Here is a 17299-nt window from a genome sequence, read left to right as displayed (position 1 = left end):
CTTATTCACAATCTGTGTGCGAATTCTAGACAGAAAAACCTTATAAAAATGAGTGGTTAGTAACAAAAGTTGACAAACTATAGATGGGTGTTTATTGTTTACGCAAATTAGTTAGTAACAAAAAGTTATATACCCAGGAAGGGCGTGTAGAAGGGCACCTAATGACCACCAAACTATTTTCTTCCCGCATCATTCAAAGCGCTTTGGATTTTGATGTCTACAAAGTCAATATGATGAGCGCAGTAACAGCGCTTTACCCTGATGCGATGGTGTCATACAAATTTATTGTGCGTAGCGAGGAAGATCTCTCTGAACTGCTACCAGAGGTAAAAGCAGAAGTTCTTAAACTACAAGACATTCAATTTACGCAAGAAGAAATCGAATACATCAAGCGTGTCGCGCCTTACCTAAATCCTGACTTTGTTGATGCACTGCGCCATTTCCGTTTCAACCCACAAAGCGATGTCTCTTTCCACAATAAAGCCATGGCCGATGGCTCAAGCCAGTTACGCATTACTATCAATGGTTTGTGGCGAGATACTATTTTGTACGAAACGATCATCATGAGCATCGTGTCTGAAGTTCGTAGCCGTCAGCGTTGGTCAGATATCCCTGTAGCGCAATTTACCACCGTTTTAGAAGAAAAAGTTCGGTACCTAAAATCCGAACTAAAACGTCGTAACATCACTAACTTTAAGTTTTCTGATATGTCGACGCGTCGACGTTTTTCCTTTCAAGCTCAGCGCACCATGCTGGAGTATTTATGCCAGGAAGTGCCGGAATGTTTGACAGGAACAAGCAACTACCACTTAGCAAAAGAATTGAATTTAACGCCTATCGGTACCGTTGCTCATGAATGGTTTATGGGCCATCAAGCTCTGGTGAATGTGCGAGATTCGCAAAAAGTGGCTTTGCAACGTTGGCAAAAAATGTTTAACGGTGCACTAGGTATTGCGTTGACAGACACGATTGGTATCGATGCCTTCCTTAAAGACTTTGATAAAGAGCTAAGTAACGCGTATTTCGGTGTACGTCACGATAGTGGTTGCCCTTATAGCTGGGGTGAAAAAATGATTGCACATTATCAGTCGCTTAATATAGACCCGTTAACAAAAACGCTGGTGTTTACAGACGGACTTAACTTCGAACAAGCGTTAGATATTTGCGAGTATTTCCAAGGACGTATTCAGGTGAGTTTCGGTATCGGTACTTTTCTTGCGAACGATATGGGTGATTATGTCAATAAAGAGGGTGAAGCCTACCAGCCACTTTCTATCGTGATCAAAATGGTCACGTGCAATGGTTCACCAGTCGCAAAAATCAGTGACGAACCTGAGAAAGCCATGTGTGAAGATATCTTCTTTTTGATGAACCTCAAGCGCCGCTTCGAGCAACCTCTTGATTTAAATGAGTGTCGTAAATTGATTGATCGTCTAGAAACTGAAGGTCAAAACTATCTCATCGACGCGTAGGCGTTATCCCTCCTTCTTGATAAGCACCCTCTATCGTTACGACAAATTTATATAGACAAACGTAGAGGGTGATTTCGTTATAGTAATACGCAGAAGTAACCAGATACAGCGTAGGAAAGCACTCGAAAATGAGGTTGTTTTTTTGATGTGCTATGTGCCTATGATTGGTGTAAATCGATACGTTACAGCATCGTGGAAGGTGTATTTTCATCGGACACTAAACTCAGTCTAATCACGTAGTTTATTCCCATGTACCATGAGGTCACTCGGGTATAGACGTCTATCTGCTTTTATGACTTTGGGCTTCGCGTAATTGCTTGAATCAGGAGTCAAAATGAACCTAGTAGTACATTTGCAAAAGAAAGCGATCCGAAAATATGGCTATGAGATGGCCACTCGTCAAGCATGGAAATGTGGCATCAAGGCAAATCTTGTTAAGCGCGTGATCGGCCTTTTTAAAGGACAAATTGTTTGTGTGATTGAAGGTTGTCGCGCAGAGTTTTCTTCTCCTCTTAATAACCCCCTTCACGAAGATGACAAGCAAGGGCGATATGTGTTTGTTGGTGGTGTATGCTGGGAACCAAACAACATTATTGCTCCTGGTTTTCCTGACTTTATGTTTATGCACGTGCGTAACCTGAGTCACCGTCATAAGTATTTAACCGACGACGAACTGTTTTTAAGCTTGGCTTAAAAATAAGCCTCATAGGTTAATCAAGCTTAATCATAATCAGTAATGATACGGTTTTAGCTCAGTTGACATTCTGTTGAGTGTTTCTTGACGTACCTTTTATAAAACAGTGTTTCTTTACTCGTTAATGACAGAGGGTTTGTTTTCGCCTGATGTGATTTCCTAATTGCGATTTACTATACCGCTCATCAAAGCAAACCATACTGGGATGTAAATCATGAATATGAAATCTATCGCAATTGCAACGGCAGTTGTTGCTGTACTAGCAGGCTGTAAAGACAAAACGCCACCAGCTCCAACCCAAGCAAACATTACTTTGGTTGAAGCGGTGACTGAAACGGTGAAAAATCCACACCAAGTATGTAAAGACGTGGTAGTAACGGAGCAAGTTGCTCCTACGGATGATAATAAAATAATTGGTACGGTCGGCGGCGCAGCAGCTGGCGCGGCATTGGGTAACCAAATCGGTGGCGGCTCAGGAAAAGTGATTGCAACTGCAGCTGGTACGATCGCTGGTGCATTAACGGGTCGTAAGATTCAGGAGAACGTGCAACAAGGCGATGTAGTGACAACGACGAAAAAGCAGTGCCACACAGAATACACAACATCTGAAAAAGTAGTGGGTTACGATGTCACTTATGAAGTTTCAGGTGCGCCAACGACGGTTCGCTTAGCGAGCAAGCCAGCGACAAAAACGTTCCCAATTCAAGATGGCAAAGTTGTTCTTCCGCAATAACTAGCTCCCCAACCGAAGTAATTAACAAGCCCTTTTATCTTTGAGATGAAAGGGCTTTTTCACATAAGCGGTGTTTTCATCTATTTTCCCGCGGGAATGTGCAGCCAGAATTACCAGCTAATTTCAGCGTTCGATACAATCACTTTTCGAAAAGTACGAACGGAAAAAACATGGAAGATTTTTACCTGACCGATCGCGGTTTAGCTGGTTATTTCGAAGCGCAATGGTTCGACAAGTTCATCGAAGATAAGCAGATTGAGACGATAAACAGTCGCTCAAAACAAGTCCCACTCTCTTTTTTGTCATCACCTCACTGCTCCCAAGTTGCTGATTTTATTGCGCAGATGGCACTTGAGAGCGGCGTTCAGCCGTATTCCCTACTTGAGGTTGGCGCGGCGCTGGGAAGAAACTATTATGAGTTAGTGCAACGCTTACCTAACCTTAAAGAAGCGACGCTGGTTGAGCCTTCAAATAGGTTAATGGATGGCTTTAAGCAGCTTTTAATAGAAGAACAACGGGTCGAGTTAACTTATCTGCACGACGTGAACACCATAAACACGTTAGAAGTAGAGAATAGAGATATCGTGCAAAAATGTGCTCATGTTGATTTGACGCTGATTAACCAACCTTTTGAGCACGATACTCTCCAGTCTAGCTTTGATTTAGTCGTATGTTTGAACGTGGTTGATCAATGTGAGTCGCCACTTAGCGTGATCAACGCTCTAAAAGAAGCCACCAAGGTTGGCGGGCTGATGGTTGTCTCTTGCACTTATCAGTGGAACGCGAAACACATCAAAAATGAAGAAGAAGCGGTCGATGATATAAAAGAGTACTTTGCTGAAGGTTGGCGTTTAGTATCGGAAGCCGATCATGAATATCGCATCCGGTTTAATGATCGTTTTGCAAGGCAGTTTTTATCTCATGTGGTCGCTTACATCAGAATGGATTAGAGCCACATAAAAAAACCGAGTACTTACGACTCGGTTTTTTTAGTCTTTGAGATAGAGCGCGATTTTAAGTAACGTGCGCCTCTTTTTGTTCTCGCTCTTGCTGAGCTTGCAGCTTTTTCTTGCGACGTTCTCGTTTAGAAAGCCAAACCAGCGGCACAACAATCATTATTGTTCCTATAGCCATAAATATATCTGGCACTTCTCCAAACCAAATCAATCCCACAAACACGGCACCAATTAAGCCACTGTATTCAGCGCTGGCAATTTTGTTGCTATCGATCGAGCGGTAAGCGATGACACATGTTGCTGCATAAATCATGATGAACAAACTTGAGCCAGCAGCAACAGGGAAAGCACTCCAGTCCCAAGGTTCTGCTTCGATCAGAACAAGCAAGAAGGCTACTGGAATACCTGCCAAGTTTGTCATCAATAACGTTTGCATGACGGACTGATTTTTTGGCAGTTTTCGAATGAGCAAGTTATTGATTGCCAGGGTAATAGCCACAACTAAAGCCGAAATCGCTGCCCAGTCGATTTGATCTGGACGAATGATGACCAACACACCGGCAAAGCCCATTATCGCAGCGGCGACCGATTGCTTAGATAACTGTTCTCCAAAAAAGATTGCTGCAAGCGGCAACATGATCAATGGCGCGGCGTAGAAGATTGCGTTCGCAGTTGCGAGCGGTAAAGATGAAATCGCCAAAACCATAAATATAGCACCAAGCAACCACACGTGAGCGCGGACAGCATGCCATTTAAATCCTTCAAGAAAATGAGTCTTTTTTGTCAGCAAGCAGACAGGCAGTAGGAAAAGCACTGCGGAAATTTGTCGGAAAAAGACAAACTGAAAAATAGGCACTTCATTTCCGACACTTTTAATTAAAGAGTCCGAAAGCACCGCAATGAGATTCCCAACAATTAATAGCAGCATAGCTGCGCCGACCGATGTAACTTTCACTTATTTCCTCTCCTCTTTCTTTGCCAAAGAGTAGGTGATGTCATAGGATGAAGTGAAGTGATATTTATTAGTTTAAGTATGAGATTTATAGATAATGAAATTGCCACCACTCAGAGCGGTTCACTGTTTTGAATCTGTCGCTCGAAACTCTAGCTTTTCGCTTGCGGCTGAAGAGCTCAATGTGACGCAAAGTGCCGTTAGTCATCAGATACGATTATTGGAAGATTATTTGGGCGAGTCATTATTTATTCGTCAAGGAAGAAAGCTCTCTTTATCGGATACTGGTGCTCGTTATTTAGAGGATATTAGCCCGGCAATTAGCTCTATTGCGATGGCCAGCCAAAAGGTGAGAGAAGGGGACAAAGGCAGCATACGTTTAGCGATTTATAGCTCGCTTGCCGTAAAGTGGCTTATTCCGCGTTTGTCTGATTTTAAGCGGTTACATCCGGAAATCGATCTGACACTCAATATGGTTGTTGGTGATCCTGAGCAGACAGATAGCGTTGGTGATTGTTTTATCACGGTAGAGAAGCCAAAGCGCAACTATATGTCGGTGAAGTTATACGCGGAAACGCTGTATCCGGTATGCAGCCATAAAATTTGGAAAGAGTTACAAGATCAACCCATTCCAGAAGCGCTTTGGCGATATCCTATTTTGTCAACAGACTCTATTTATCGTGAGAGAGGAAAAGACTGGGCAGAGTGGTGCAGAGCGGGTGGTTACACTTTGCCGAAAGATGTCGATGTTCAACATTTTAGTCATATGTTGCTGGCAATTGAGGCTGCACGTTATGACCAAGGCATCGCATTTGCGAATGATTTTATGCTCAATGAAAGAGATAAAGCGCATGATTTGGTGTATATCCCTTCTCATGGATTAGAGACGGGGGACAGCTTTTATTTTATTCATAAAAAGAGCCGAGCCAAGCAGGCGGAAATTATCAAACTCACTAATTGGTTGAAGCAACAGTGCTTGTGAAATGACTAAATTGTCATGATTAAGAAAGAAAGTGGCAAAGTTGTGTTTAAATATTTCATGTTTTATTGAGTTTTTATTCATTAACATCAACTTGGTTTTGAAACCGAGTGAAATGGATAGCATGACGTGCTTAAGGATGGGCAAAACACAACCTCAATAATTAACAGGCAGTGAAATACAATGTTTAAAAAAACATGGCTAATGACAGCCCTTCTAGCAACATGTTCTGTTGCAAACGCAGCTCCTTACGTTGGTGCATCGGTAGGTCAAGCATCGTTTGGTGATGTTAATGGCTCTATCAATGGTGGTGGTACCAACGCTAGCACTAAGCTTAAACTTGAAGATGACTCAAGCCTTTCAGGTAAAGTATTTGGTGGTTACAAGTTCAACGAATACATTTCTCTAGAAGCAGCCATTGGTGGCTACGACGCTTTAGACGGCAAAGTTGTTACTGTTGGTGATATGAAGTATCTATCGATTCAACCAAAGGCGACTCTACCTATTGGTGATCGTTTCAACCTTTTTGCTAAGGCTGGTCTTTCTTACTTCAATGCTGAATTCAAAATTAGCAACTCTGTGATTGACGGTAGCGCAGGCCATACCACCATTTCTGACAGCACTGTGACAGGCATGTACGGTTTAGGCGCAGAGTTCGCTATTACAGAAAATTTTGCTCTACAAGTTGAATGGGAATACATGATGCCTGAGCTAGACATTGCGAAATTTGGCAATGAAAAAGTAACGGTTGATGCAGACATCAACGTGTTCTCTGTAGGTATGAGCTACCGTTTCTAAGAATACTTATTCAAGTTACCTCTTGGCTTAGTACACGTTTTTGACTTCTGTTGGTCGAGCTGAGTCCAAGCTTTGAATATGTTTAGATATAGCACAGGAAGTTTAGTTGCTAAGCGTCCTGTGCTATTTTTTTGCTTTGGAATAACTCTTAGGAATCTTTGTGAACGATGTCAATCTTAGGTATCTGGATCTACTGTTAAAGCACTTTGAACCTCATCAATATCACTTCGTTACGCTGTCTGAGCTTGAAGTGGTAATTTGTACGTCAAGGCGCAATGTTTCTATTGTGATGAAAAAGCTTGCCTCTTACGGTTGGGTAGATTGGAAACCTGCAATTGGCAGAAGTAACGCTAGTCGTCTGAATATTACTATTTCCCTTCAACAAGCGATGACCGAATTTTTGGTTGAGGAGCTTGGTCGGGGAAGAATGAACTCGATAACAAAACTTATCGATTGGTTCGGCCAAAGTGCTGTCAGGGCGCTGACGATTGCCTCTGAAAAAGTGAACCAGTTGAATGAGTCAAATAACGCTATTTTGATCTCCTCTTATCCTTGGGTGTCTAAGGTCGATCCTGCGAACACTTATCGTCATACTGAACTGCATGTGGCGAAAAGTGTTTATGATGTTTTGCTGACTCAAAATTCCAATGGTGGCATTGAGCCTTCGCTAGCACATGAGTGGAAAATGGAAGGCAATGTGATGACGTTATGGTTGAGACCTGGAATATATCGTCACGATGGCGAACTTCTCAGCATACAAGATGTTGTTTGGAGCATAGAAAGACTTAAGGAAATAAAAGGACCAGTACACGAGCTCTGGCAATGTATTGACAGTGTGATTGCCGAAACATCGAGCTGCTTAAAAATTACATTGAAACATCCGAACATGTTTTTTCCATATATGCTAGCCACTCCTCACGCTTCTATTCTTTGTCGAGATGTTGTTTCTTTCGGTTCTGGTTATTCTTACCACATAGGCACCGGACCATTTAAAATCAGTGGTTGGAACCAAGAGAGTATGCTTCTTCAAGCACACAAAGAATATTTTTCAGCGCGCGCATTGTTAGACCAAATTACGCTGTCTCATGGTGATGTTAAAACCCTGAATATGTTGAGTTTTAACCAAACCTCTGATCACGTTGAAGTGGAAAAAATCAGCGCATTTTCATATTTGACCTATCGTGAACGCGCGGACTCTAATCTCGCAAAAGAAGATTGGCATCAACTCGCCGATTACATCAATGCGCAAAAGAGAATCTATGAGGCGCAAAGTGCCGTTGACAGCATTCAGTTAGCGACTCAAGAGCAAGATTTACTAATCGCAGAGGCTGTTGTGACGCCTAAGCTACAGGGTAAAGTAGCGCTAGCCGAGCCAATCTGGACGATACCAAGTTTAATTCGTCACTCTGAGTGGTTGCACCGTGTGATTCGTGCGACGGGATTAGAGCTAGAGATCGTCATTATTGATGACATTAGTTTTCCTGAAGTCGTATCACATCGAGCGGACTTGCTCCTAATTGAAGAAGTCATGGAAGCGCCGTTTGAGTATGGCGTATTTGAATGGCTATCGATAGCAACAGGTTTGCGTTTTAGTTTTGATCAAAGCCAGATGTTGATCCATCGAGAAAACCTTCGCGAAGCCATGACAAATGCTCAATCTTTACAATCTCTTTTAGGCGTAGAAAAAGCGTTACGAGAGCAGTATCTTTATTTGCCTTTATTTGTTGGCTATGAAGAGGTGACAAAAACACAGCAAGTGCGCGGTGTTCAGGTGAAAAATACGGGTTATAGCGATTTGCATCGTCTCTGGATCGCTCACTCTAACTAGCATATTTCGATACGGTGAGCATAGAGTATGAATACATAAAGCCATCGCAATGATGGCTTTATGTGGAATGTAGAGTTAGAAGTTGTACGACACACTCGCACCAACAACCCATTGATTTGCACTATCAACAATCGAGGAATCGCTGATACCGCTGCCTAGGCGAGTGTATTGTGTCATTTGGCTCACTTGCCAGTTATCGTTGATTGGCATGACTAGCTTGTAGCCTAAACCATAGCTTACTGTTGAATCACCTTTGTACGCTTTGCGGTTTGCATTTGCTTCGCGTTGTTTTACGCCAAAGTAGTAATCTACGTAGTCTTCACTTTGATAAGTTAGGTTAGCAAAAGGAACAAAATCAACACTACCGAAGTTCATAATGTGGAAGTAAGTCGCACCCGCTAAGTAACCTTTGTAAGCACCACTGATATCATGTTGAAGGTATGTTGAAATCACATTGTGTTGATCTAACGTAAAGTCAGTGTTCAAACCTAAATCGACAGCAAAGCGACGTTTATCCGTGCCTTTCAGGCTCTTTGCAATATCACCGTCACGCATGACACCACTGCCAACAAGGTAAGCACTCATGTTGATTAATTCATTGGTGTTACCGAAGAAGCGGTAGTTAATGCCACTTAGATCGGCGTTAAAGTCGTCACCATGGTAACCGCCATTTAGAATTGGAGCTGTATTGTATTTTTGATCTTTGAAAAGATCGCTGCCATGAGCCACTCCGACTTCCGCGTTCCAGCCACCTTCATTGTTGTAGATGTTACCGTTACGAATATAAGTATCACCAGCAACCGCTGAACCAGCAGCAGTCAGAGTTAGTAGTGCAATTAATGTCTTTTTCATCATTTTTCCGAGTTGTTCTGATTTGTTTTGAACACTGTACAAAATGAAGTTGTAAGCCTCTATCAGCAAAGCGTATGGAAATGTAATGAACCATCAGGATAAGAAGCGGAATGTAAGATCAGAGAAGGAAGATAAGAAAGACAACCGCCGTCGATGGAAAGAAAAATCCGAGCTGGGGTAGCTCGGATTTAGATTATTTATCAGGTATCGATACGAACTTATTGTTGTTTCGTTAAGTTGTATAACGGTGCTAGGTCACCTGTTACTTTTTCGCCATTCATGTCTAGCTTCATAAGTACATTTTCACCAACAAAGTATTGGTTTGGCGCATCTTCGTTTGTCAACGTTACGATGCTGCCGTTTGCATCCCAAGTGAATTGGCCTTCAGACTTTGACTGACCGTCTTCTTTGTCTTGGTAGCTTTCTTCAAGTACGTAAGTGCCATCTTGATTTAGTGTGATGGTCATGTCGATACCTGAACAATCCGCACATGGAAGCGTACCTTTGTATGTGCCGTTCCAGTCAAGGGCATTTTGTGCGTTATGCTCAGAGTCTACAAATGTTTCTTCAGTGATGACTTGTTCTTCTGCTACTGGCAGCGTGTCAATTGTCTCTGTAGTAACTTCTGCGCTAGTAGTGACTTCAGTTTCCGTCGCTTGAGGTACTTCAACTGCGCTTGTTTCGGCAGGTTTCTCATCTTGACAGCCTGCAAGAATGATTACCGCGCCTGTTAGTGCCAACATTGTTTTTTTCATTTTATCCCTCTTTAAATCAAGATTTTGTATGAGAGTAATAGTAGACATTTATCAGGTATTTGCGTCATCAAAAAGCAATAGAATGATCTATCTATGTCAATAAAACCGAATATGAGCATGAAATTGTCAGAAAAATCAGAACAATGTAAATGTTGATTGGGATATCAAGCTTGAGTCTACAAATAAATACCTAGAGGGGTGGGAGGCAGAGACAGTGAAAACAGCCCACATTGCTGTAAGCTGTTTTATTAAATCAGTTAAGAGGCCTTATCGATGTTTGAACGTGAGGTGCTTCGTTTTGTGCTGTCTTCATAAGCGAATAGATCAGCAACAGTACGACGCTCTAGTTCACCTTTCAAATGACCATGCTCATCGACAACGGGCAGTGAGTATTCGCACGACATGGTTTCAGTCAATATTTGCTCAATGGCGGAATGGGGAGAGATGATAGGCACTTCTTCATAGATATCATCATCCCAGCTTGGGGTTTGAGCTAACTTAGTCGCGTCTAGTAACCCTTGTTGCGTTATCACGCCTTGATAGCCTGCATCGGTCACATGATAAGCATAATTACGTTTAACACGTTTCATCTCACTGAGCGCTTCTTCAATGGTTTTAGCGGCAATGCGATATGAAGGTGGCTGCATAACAGTCTCAACCGTCAATGCTCGCGCTCTATTGACGTCTTTTACAAAGGCTTCAACGTACTCATCGGCAGGATGCAGCAATATTTCGTCTGGTGAACCTTGTTGCACAAGCTCACCGTCTTTAAGGATCGCAATGCGATCGCCAAGGCGCAGTGCTTCATCTAAGTCGTGAGTAATAAAAACAATCGTTTTGTGTAACTGCTGTTGCAGTTCTATTAACTGATCCTGCATTTCGCTCCGAATCAGTGGGTCCAGCGCTGAAAATGCCTCGTCCATTAACAGTATTTCGGCGTTGGTTGCCAATGCTCGCGCGAGGCCTACGCGTTGCTGCTGACCACCTGATAGCTGAGCGGGGTATTGGTTCTCATAACCCGTTAATCCAACGGTATCCAACCATTCGTTTGCTTTTGATAAGCGCGCTTCTTTACTTATTCCTTGAATTTCCAAACCGTAAGCGATGTTGTCGATAACAGTGCGATGAGGCAGTAAGCCAAAACGTTGAAACACCATCGACATCTTATGACGACGAAACTGCTCTAACTCCTTGTTAGAAAGCTGCATGACATCTACCCCTTCCACCAAAATCTGTCCCATGGTTGGATCGATTAGGCGATTGAAGTGGCGAATCATGGTGGACTTACCTGAACCGGATAAACCCATGATGACGAAAATCTCGCCCTTTTTAATTTGGAGGTTGATGTCTTTTAGCCCGACCGTGTGCCCCGTTTCCGCCAACACGTGTTCTTTACTATGTCCCAACTTGACGCGCTCAATCACGCTGTTGGGTTTGGGGCCGAAGATTTTATACAGACCGCTGATTTCGATAAGTGGACTAGTCATGCTTTAAATCTCCTAGATGGGCTTGAGTGCGTTTCGCATACGCTTGTGAAGCGCGGTCGAAAAGAATCGCTAGGGCGACAATGGCTAGACCATTTAAAAGACCAAGAGTGAAATATTGATTGGTAATCGACTTAAGAACGGGCTGGCCCAAACCTTTTACCCCAATCATCGATGCGATGACAACCATCGACAGTGCCATCATTATCGTTTGGTTGATTCCCGCCATGATGGTTGGCATTGCGAGCGGAAGTTGGACCCCAAAAAGCCGCTGTTTACTGCTGGCACCAAATGCGGTTGCGGCTTCCAACACTTCTTTATCCACCAAACGAATACCCAAATTAGTTAAACGAATAACAGGTGGAATCGCGTAGATTACTACTGCGATGAGGCCAGGAATTTTGCCGATCCCGAGTAACATAACAACTGGGATGAGGTACACAAATGCCGGCATGGTCTGCATGACGTCGAGTAATGGCGTCACAACAGACTGAATACGATTAGAGCGCGCCATGGCGATGCCGATAGGGATCCCGAGTGTGATTGCCAGCATGGTACACACCGTGATAATACTGAGCGTGCGCATTGTGTCTTCCCACATGCCGAAGTAGCCAATCAGGATAAGTGAGCCAAAACATGCGATAGCCAGTTTCCAAGAGCGACTAGCGGCATAAACGAGGGCGGTGCAGACGCCTAAAACAACGACCCAAGGTGTTGAAATAAGCAGTTTTTCAAACCAGACAAGAAATGAAAGGAGCGGATCAAAGAGAGACTCGATAAGTTCACCATATTCACGAGAGAAATCTCGGTAGGCGCCATCGAGTGTTTTGCGAATCGCTCTAAGATCAGAGCGATCCATTTCTGGGAATTCGCTGAGCCAATTCGAATCAGACATATTTACTTCCTTTTCTGATATATCTAGGTGCCCTCAAGAGACGTGATTCAGCAAGAATGGCTGGGATCGTAGACCAAGTAATGATTGGTGGTTCGATAGGTCCTCCATCTATTGTTTTACCCTTTAGGCTCATTTCAATGCAGTCGACCTGCACTTTATAGTTACTTAGGGAGACACTCTTTTAATAAAATAATCATTAGTGTTCAAATGAATGATTTGATCGGATTATAGTTTTTCTTCTCCAATAAAATGAATACATTAGCGCGTATTTGTATGAAAAGTCTGCGCAAACTAACGTTTTTATTATCTAGATAATTAGAATTGATCTTTTTGCTCGTTTGTCACCAAAGTTTGTCAATTCTTAGATGTCTAATTAATCCTGATGTCTTACGTATTTATCGTGTCGATTTTTGCAAACTTAGTTTATTGGCATATGCTAAAAATGTTATTGGCATATGCCAGTTTAAGGCGTAATTTGACCCTGTGTTTTCGAGGGATAATGATGGCAAGACCAAAGATAGAAAGACGAATATGCGGACGTGCTGCACACCATTGTTTCAAACCCAATGGCGTGCCATTTCATCAGTTGGAGCAAGTCGCCATATTACCAGAAGAGCTAGAAGCACTGCGTTTGGCCGATTTAGAGGGGCTTAGCCAGCAGCAAGCTGCTGATCAGATGGGCGTCTCTAGACAAACTTTTGGTAACACAGTAAAAAGTGCAAGATTGAAAGTCGCAAAAAGTTTAGTTGAAGGTCATGCATTAGTTTTTCCGGATGAGGAGTCAAACTTATGATTTATGCTATTCCTAATGATGGTGAGCGGGTGGCAAACCACTTTGTTAAAGCACCATATATTGCTATTTATTCTGATACTGACGGTATCCTAAAAAACTTAGCGAACATTGCTTCGATGCCACAAGCAGGTTGCAATGCGAAGTCTCAGCTAATTCAGTCTCTGCAAGAGTACAATGTGGATGCTGTACTTGTACGAAATATCGGTGAACGCGCACTAGCCAAATTACTTCGTAGTGACACGCAAGTATTCAGGCTTTCTACCCGTAGCTCATTGGAAGATGTACTTTCGGTTCCAAGAGAGCCTCTCATTGAGCCGTCTCAAGGTCGTCCCTCAAACAATCATAAGAAAAATGCTCACAAGCCAAAAGGCGGTTGCGGTTCCTGTGGTTGTGGTGGCAAAAAATCCAAACCCTCCTTGCTGGCAAGACCGAAAGCACCAGCAGGGCTACTTAAAGTGACATCTCGCCCTGCTATACTTAGGCTAAAGACGATGGCTAATAAGGCAGGTTAATATGGTTTGGTTATTTACCTTTCTTGGTTTTCTCGCAATCATTTTGTTGATGTCGCTTGGCGTCATTTTCCACAACAAGCGTATTCAAGGGAGTTGTGGCGGATTGAATAATGTCGGTGTTGATAAGGTGTGCAATTGTGAAACCTCTTGTGCAGAGCCTGCAAGACGTTTGTATCAAATATCCGAACCTAACTCGTCATCTGAGCGCTAAGATCTTTTGCCCATTTCGGTAAGGTGTGTTTAAACCAGTCAATGTATTTACTGGTCTGCGGGTTCTGTCTCGAGACCAGTATGTTCACCACTTCTACCACCATCCACGTTTTAGCTATTGCAATCGTTCTTGCTAAATTGCTCGCATCGCCTTGATTTGCAGTCTTGGTATAGGTATGCGCCACACCAAGATAATCTTCGAATGTGCCCATGCCTTTGACTAGTGGCGCTAAATCTATCGCGATATGCCCTGTCGAAAAACGTTCCCAGTCGAACAGCACCAAATCGCCATTATCTCGTCGCCCCCAGTTCCCGGCATTGGTGTCTCCAGAGATCAAATTTTTGGCGTTGAAAAGCGGGCCGGATTGCTCTTGTAGCTGATAAAAGAACCGCTCTGTTTTTGCGTCTAGTTTGAGCGTGTTTAAAGCTTGGGAAGTGGCTGGTTGTGTCCACTGATGAGGATGATAAACACCGTCTGATGTCGGAGATAGTCTATGTATTTTAGCTAGTTGTTCTATCACGCGCGGCTCTTCAAGCAGGAATTCTTGATTGACAGAGTGCGGGATATACTCGATTCGTAACGTATTTTGTTGGTGATCGTAATCAATGAGCTCAGGTACAAGAATGCCAAGTTCATTGAATGGTTTAGCCTGGTGTTGATAAAAAGCGACCTCAACCTGTTCTACCTGCTGCTTTTCAATGAATGAAATGCCGTGTTTTTCTACCAGATAAACTTTGGCACTGCCCATCTGGTTAAGCTCTTGCTTTGACATGAGACATCCTGTCTTTTGATGGTGGAACCTTCACTTACCTTAAACGCGAAAGGTGTGTGCGCCAAGAATACTTAAAGAGAACATTGAAACAAAATAATGCAATGGTTTGAGTATAAAATTGTCGCTAGTGTCTAAATTTTACACAGTGGCTTTTACGCATCGTTAACCACGTTCTACGCTTAATATTCGATTTAAACAAGGAGAACCAATATGGCTGTAATAAAGCAGGATATTCCAAATCGTGTAACGGTTTATCATGACAATGTCGATCAAGAACAAGAGCTGAAAAATGCGATGCTGCCAGAGAAACCGCGCTACTTTAACGGTGCTCCGACTTACAAAGCGAACAGCATCGAAGAGTTTGAAAATAAAATCAGTCAGATCGGTTTGTCTCTCGATAAATAAATTTTAATTTACCTAAAAGCGCCCTCATTTTGAGGGCGCTTTTTTATTTGATTGATTTGAATCGTAGGGAATTAACCTTGTTGAGCACTGCCTTGGCAGACTTGTTTTTGCACTGCTGGTGGCGCGGGCTCGTAATGGCTTAAAGTCATACTAAAACTGCCTTCACCACCCGTGATAGCTCGCAATCGACGAGCGTAATCTTGCAACTCGTTTACTGGCGATTTGGCTTTCAACAACGTGAATTGGCTATCAATCGGTTCGGTGCCTTCTATTAATCCTCGATTACCTGACAAATCCCCAGACACGTCACCGACGTTTGTGGTTGGGACGTGTAACTCCATTTGGACAATGGGCTCCAGCACAATAGGATCAGCGTTGTTGATCGCATCTAAAAAGGCTTTCTTACCTGCGATGACAAACGCAATTTCTTTCGAATCGACGGAGTGATATTTACCGTCATAAACCGTGACCTCCACATCCTTAATTGGGTTGCCAGAAATCGCACCTTCCTCTAACGCTTGCAAAATACCTTTTTCAACAGCAGGAATGAGCGCGGTTGGAATGGCGCCACCCACCACTTTGTTGATGAACTTAAATCCGGCGCCACGCTCGAGTGGGCGAACCTTCAATTGCACTTCACCAAACTGGCCTGCACCGCCACTTTGTTTTTTGTGTCGATAATGCCCTTCGGCAGGTTTAGTGATGGTTTCAAAGTATTCGACGCTTGGTTGGCAGGTTTCGACGTCCAGCTTGTACACGTTCGCCATCTTTTCTAATGCGACTTTGAGGTGAAACTCCCCTTGGCCGCTGATGATGGTTTCGTTGGTGCGAGCGCGATGTTCGATGCGCAGCGAAGGATCTTCGCTGGCGATTTTATTCAGTACATCGCCTAATTTTTGCTCATCTCCACGCTTAAGAGGCTTCAAGCACAAAGAATACATGGAGTCAGGAAGGTCCAATGTCTTGAGTTGAACACCATCTTCTTCGTGAGAGTCATGAACGATTGAATCGAATTCGAGATCATCCACTTTGGCTAAAACGCAGAAGTCGCCGGCAAGCGCGCGAGGGATCTCGGTTCTATCTTTGCCCTGCAGTTGATATAAGTGCCCAACTTTAAATGCCTTGTTGCTTTCGCCAATATAAAGCTGGCTGCCCGCATTGATTTCACCCTGATACACACGTAAGTAGGCAAGTTTTCCCATATATGGGTCGACGCTGACTTTGTACACGTGTGCGACGGTGTGCTCTAAGGTTTCGCAATTTACTTTGATTTTTTTGCCGTTCTTTTCCAATAGAGGAGGGTTACCTTCGTTTGGCATGGGCATGATCTCCGCCAAGGTACGAAGCAGAAGCTCGACGCCCGCGCCGGTTTGTGCTGAGACAAAACAGACCGGAATCACATGTCCAGTTCTCAGTGCTTCTTCAAACGGATCATGCAGTTGCTCTGCGGTGAGTTCGGAACCTTGTTCCAGATACAGTTCCATCAGTTCTTCATCGACTTCGATAACTTGGTCAATCAAGGTCTCATGAGCTTCATCTACCGTTGCAAGTAAGGTTTCTCGTCCCAATTCTGGTTCGAAATAGCAGTCAACTACAGATTCCCCGTCAGCCGAAGGTAAGTTGATCGGCAAGCAGTGGTCACCAAAATGCTCAACGATGTTCTCCATCAATCTCTCTAACTGATGACCGTGGTTATCGAGCTTATTGATGATGATCATCTGACATTTTTGCTGCTCTTTAGCAAAGGTAAATAAGCGATCGGAAGTTTGGTTTAGTGGTGTTTGAGGGTCGATGACAAGGGCGGATGTTTCAACGGCAGGAAAAACGCTGATCGTACGGCCAAGTAACTCGTTTTGTCCCGGAGTGTCGATGATATTGAGTCGATGTTTATTCCAGCGCAGTGCGACTGGCGTTGCTTCAATACTGTGTTGATATTGGATGGATTGAGGGTCGAAGTCGGTAACGGTATCGCCTTTTTCTACGCTGCCTAAATGGTGAGTGGCATCGCAGGTGAAGAGCAGTTTTTCTATCAGCGTGGTTTTACCGGTCCCGGTTTGGCCGACGAAAGCGATATTGCGTATTTTGTTTATAGGCATAGAGCCTCCTTGCAAGATGGCGTGAAAAACCTACGAATTGCTAGGAAGTGGGTTGTTAGAGAAACCCACGCACTGCATTGGAGTAGGGCGGGATTACCGCCTATTCGTCTTC

18 protein-coding genes are annotated in these 17299 nt (G+C 43.5%); 11 read left to right on the top strand and 7 right to left on the bottom strand.

The window, feature by feature from the left end; all coding sequences use genetic code 11:
* Positions 1-161: 161 nt before the first annotated feature.
* From pncB to ACZ5ZC_RS02025, 4 genes are all read left to right on the top strand, one after another.
* Positions 162-1472 (top strand): nicotinate phosphoribosyltransferase, encoded by a 1311-nt coding sequence (gene pncB / locus ACZ5ZC_RS02040; protein ID WP_048625146.1) that lies wholly within the window; start codon positions 162-164, stop codon positions 1470-1472.
* Positions 1473-1806: 334 nt separating this feature from the next.
* Entirely contained in the window at positions 1807-2166 is a 360-nt protein-coding gene (locus tag ACZ5ZC_RS02035; protein WP_006741341.1) for a hypothetical protein, read from the top strand.
* Positions 2167-2380: 214 nt separating this feature from the next.
* Positions 2381-2899, top strand: a complete 519-nt coding sequence (locus ACZ5ZC_RS02030; RefSeq protein ID WP_005392659.1) for a glycine zipper 2TM domain-containing protein — start codon at positions 2381-2383, stop codon at positions 2897-2899.
* A gap of 170 nt (positions 2900-3069) precedes the next feature.
* Positions 3070-3849 (top strand): methyltransferase domain-containing protein, encoded by a 780-nt coding sequence (locus ACZ5ZC_RS02025; RefSeq protein WP_464931713.1) that lies wholly within the window; start codon positions 3070-3072, stop codon positions 3847-3849.
* 64 nt (positions 3850-3913) lie between these two features.
* Here the strand turns inward: ACZ5ZC_RS02025 and ACZ5ZC_RS02020 are convergent, their stop codons facing one another.
* The gene (locus ACZ5ZC_RS02020; protein WP_046873824.1) at positions 3914-4810 is read right to left on the bottom strand and encodes a DMT family transporter; all 897 of its coding nucleotides are present in this window, start codon (positions 4808-4810) and stop codon (positions 3914-3916) included.
* Between the two features lie 94 nt (positions 4811-4904).
* Here ACZ5ZC_RS02020 and ACZ5ZC_RS02015 point away from each other — a divergent pair, with 94 nt between their 5' ends.
* The 3 genes from ACZ5ZC_RS02015 to ACZ5ZC_RS02005 all read left to right on the top strand — a co-directional run bounded on the left by ACZ5ZC_RS02015 (position 4905) and on the right by ACZ5ZC_RS02005 (position 8412).
* Complete coding sequence (locus tag ACZ5ZC_RS02015; RefSeq protein ID WP_005392662.1) at positions 4905-5789, top strand: LysR family transcriptional regulator; 885 nt, start codon at positions 4905-4907, stop codon at positions 5787-5789.
* Positions 5790-5969: 180 nt separating this feature from the next.
* Positions 5970-6584, top strand: a complete 615-nt coding sequence (locus tag ACZ5ZC_RS02010; RefSeq protein WP_005373936.1) for an outer membrane beta-barrel protein — start codon at positions 5970-5972, stop codon at positions 6582-6584.
* Positions 6585-6744: 160 nt separating this feature from the next.
* The gene (locus ACZ5ZC_RS02005) at positions 6745-8412 is read left to right on the top strand and encodes an ABC transporter substrate-binding protein (protein ID WP_054866939.1); all 1668 of its coding nucleotides are present in this window, start codon (positions 6745-6747) and stop codon (positions 8410-8412) included.
* Between the two features lie 75 nt (positions 8413-8487).
* On the opposite strand, the gene ompV is transcribed toward ACZ5ZC_RS02005, so the two are convergent.
* From ompV to ACZ5ZC_RS01985, 4 genes are all read right to left on the bottom strand, one after another.
* Positions 8488-9264: an outer membrane protein OmpV gene (gene ompV / locus ACZ5ZC_RS02000; RefSeq protein ID WP_005392665.1), complete on the bottom strand. Its 777-nt coding sequence runs from the start codon at positions 9262-9264 to the stop codon at positions 8488-8490.
* Between the two features lie 218 nt (positions 9265-9482).
* Positions 9483-10019, bottom strand: coding sequence for a copper resistance protein NlpE (locus ACZ5ZC_RS01995; protein WP_046873821.1), 537 nt, complete (start codon positions 10017-10019; stop codon positions 9483-9485).
* A gap of 257 nt (positions 10020-10276) precedes the next feature.
* Positions 10277-11506, bottom strand: coding sequence for a quaternary amine ABC transporter ATP-binding protein (locus tag ACZ5ZC_RS01990; RefSeq protein WP_395207783.1), 1230 nt, complete (start codon positions 11504-11506; stop codon positions 10277-10279).
* Positions 11499-12398: an ABC transporter permease gene (locus ACZ5ZC_RS01985; RefSeq protein ID WP_046873819.1), complete on the bottom strand. Its 900-nt coding sequence runs from the start codon at positions 12396-12398 to the stop codon at positions 11499-11501. The genes ACZ5ZC_RS01990 and ACZ5ZC_RS01985 overlap by 8 nt, the downstream gene beginning before the upstream one ends.
* A gap of 502 nt (positions 12399-12900) precedes the next feature.
* Between ACZ5ZC_RS01985 and ACZ5ZC_RS01980 the strand changes: the two genes are divergently transcribed.
* The 3 genes from ACZ5ZC_RS01980 to nqrM are packed head-to-tail and all read left to right on the top strand — an operon-like array spanning position 12901 to position 13914.
* Positions 12901-13191: a DUF134 domain-containing protein gene (locus tag ACZ5ZC_RS01980; protein WP_048625148.1), complete on the top strand. Its 291-nt coding sequence runs from the start codon at positions 12901-12903 to the stop codon at positions 13189-13191.
* Positions 13188-13703, top strand: coding sequence for a NifB/NifX family molybdenum-iron cluster-binding protein (locus ACZ5ZC_RS01975; protein ID WP_054866941.1), 516 nt, complete (start codon positions 13188-13190; stop codon positions 13701-13703). Before ACZ5ZC_RS01980 ends, ACZ5ZC_RS01975 begins: the two co-directional genes overlap by 4 nt.
* Position 13704: 1 nt before the next feature.
* Positions 13705-13914 (top strand): (Na+)-NQR maturation NqrM, encoded by a 210-nt coding sequence (gene nqrM, locus ACZ5ZC_RS01970; protein ID WP_054866942.1) that lies wholly within the window; start codon positions 13705-13707, stop codon positions 13912-13914.
* Here the strand turns inward: nqrM and ACZ5ZC_RS01965 are convergent.
* The gene (locus ACZ5ZC_RS01965) at positions 13892-14686 is read right to left on the bottom strand and encodes a phosphotransferase (RefSeq protein ID WP_182033273.1); all 795 of its coding nucleotides are present in this window, start codon (positions 14684-14686) and stop codon (positions 13892-13894) included. The two genes, nqrM and ACZ5ZC_RS01965, sit on opposite strands and share 23 nt — an antisense overlap.
* Before the next feature lie 210 nt (positions 14687-14896).
* On the opposite strand from ACZ5ZC_RS01965, the gene ACZ5ZC_RS01960 reads away from it, so the two are divergent.
* The gene (locus ACZ5ZC_RS01960) at positions 14897-15091 is read left to right on the top strand and encodes a hypothetical protein (protein ID WP_005392673.1); all 195 of its coding nucleotides are present in this window, start codon (positions 14897-14899) and stop codon (positions 15089-15091) included.
* Positions 15092-15162: 71 nt separating this feature from the next.
* On the opposite strand, the gene fusA is transcribed toward ACZ5ZC_RS01960, so the two are convergent.
* On the bottom strand, positions 15163-17187 hold the full coding sequence (fusA, locus tag ACZ5ZC_RS01955; RefSeq protein WP_170892174.1) for an elongation factor G: 2025 nt from the start codon (positions 17185-17187) through the stop codon (positions 15163-15165).
* Positions 17188-17299 lie beyond the last annotated feature (112 nt).

It is taken from the genome of Vibrio sp. JCM 18905, from assembly GCF_055393305.1.
This window is presented reverse-complemented; position numbering and strand designations above follow the sequence as displayed.

Excerpts from the sequence above, each read along its gene's own strand:
- pncB (WP_048625146.1), top strand. The coding sequence starts at position 162 with ATGACCACCAAACTATTTTCTTCCCGCATCATTCAAAGCGCTTTGGAT.
- ACZ5ZC_RS02035 (WP_006741341.1), top strand. The coding sequence starts at position 1,807 with ATGAACCTAGTAGTACATTTGCAAAAGAAAGCGATCCGAAAATATGGC.
- ACZ5ZC_RS02030 (WP_005392659.1), top strand. The coding sequence starts at position 2,381 with ATGAATATGAAATCTATCGCAATTGCAACGGCAGTTGTTGCTGTACTA.
- ACZ5ZC_RS02025 (WP_464931713.1), top strand. The coding sequence starts at position 3,070 with ATGGAAGATTTTTACCTGACCGATCGCGGTTTAGCTGGTTATTTCGAA.
- ACZ5ZC_RS02015 (WP_005392662.1), top strand. The coding sequence starts at position 4,905 with ATGAAATTGCCACCACTCAGAGCGGTTCACTGTTTTGAATCTGTCGCT.
- ACZ5ZC_RS02010 (WP_005373936.1), top strand. The coding sequence starts at position 5,970 with ATGTTTAAAAAAACATGGCTAATGACAGCCCTTCTAGCAACATGTTCT.
- ompV (WP_005392665.1), bottom strand. The coding sequence starts at position 9,264 with ATGAAAAAGACATTAATTGCACTACTAACTCTGACTGCTGCTGGTTCA.
- ACZ5ZC_RS01995 (WP_046873821.1), bottom strand. The coding sequence starts at position 10,019 with ATGAAAAAAACAATGTTGGCACTAACAGGCGCGGTAATCATTCTTGCA.
- ACZ5ZC_RS01990 (WP_395207783.1), bottom strand. The coding sequence starts at position 11,506 with ATGACTAGTCCACTTATCGAAATCAGCGGTCTGTATAAAATCTTCGGC.
- ACZ5ZC_RS01985 (WP_046873819.1), bottom strand. The coding sequence starts at position 12,398 with ATGTCTGATTCGAATTGGCTCAGCGAATTCCCAGAAATGGATCGCTCT.
- ACZ5ZC_RS01980 (WP_048625148.1), top strand. The coding sequence starts at position 12,901 with ATGGCAAGACCAAAGATAGAAAGACGAATATGCGGACGTGCTGCACAC.
- ACZ5ZC_RS01975 (WP_054866941.1), top strand. The coding sequence starts at position 13,188 with ATGATTTATGCTATTCCTAATGATGGTGAGCGGGTGGCAAACCACTTT.
- nqrM (WP_054866942.1), top strand. The coding sequence starts at position 13,705 with ATGGTTTGGTTATTTACCTTTCTTGGTTTTCTCGCAATCATTTTGTTG.
- ACZ5ZC_RS01965 (WP_182033273.1), bottom strand. The coding sequence starts at position 14,686 with ATGTCAAAGCAAGAGCTTAACCAGATGGGCAGTGCCAAAGTTTATCTG.
- ACZ5ZC_RS01960 (WP_005392673.1), top strand. The coding sequence starts at position 14,897 with ATGGCTGTAATAAAGCAGGATATTCCAAATCGTGTAACGGTTTATCAT.
- fusA (WP_170892174.1), bottom strand. The coding sequence starts at position 17,187 with ATGCCTATAAACAAAATACGCAATATCGCTTTCGTCGGCCAAACCGGG.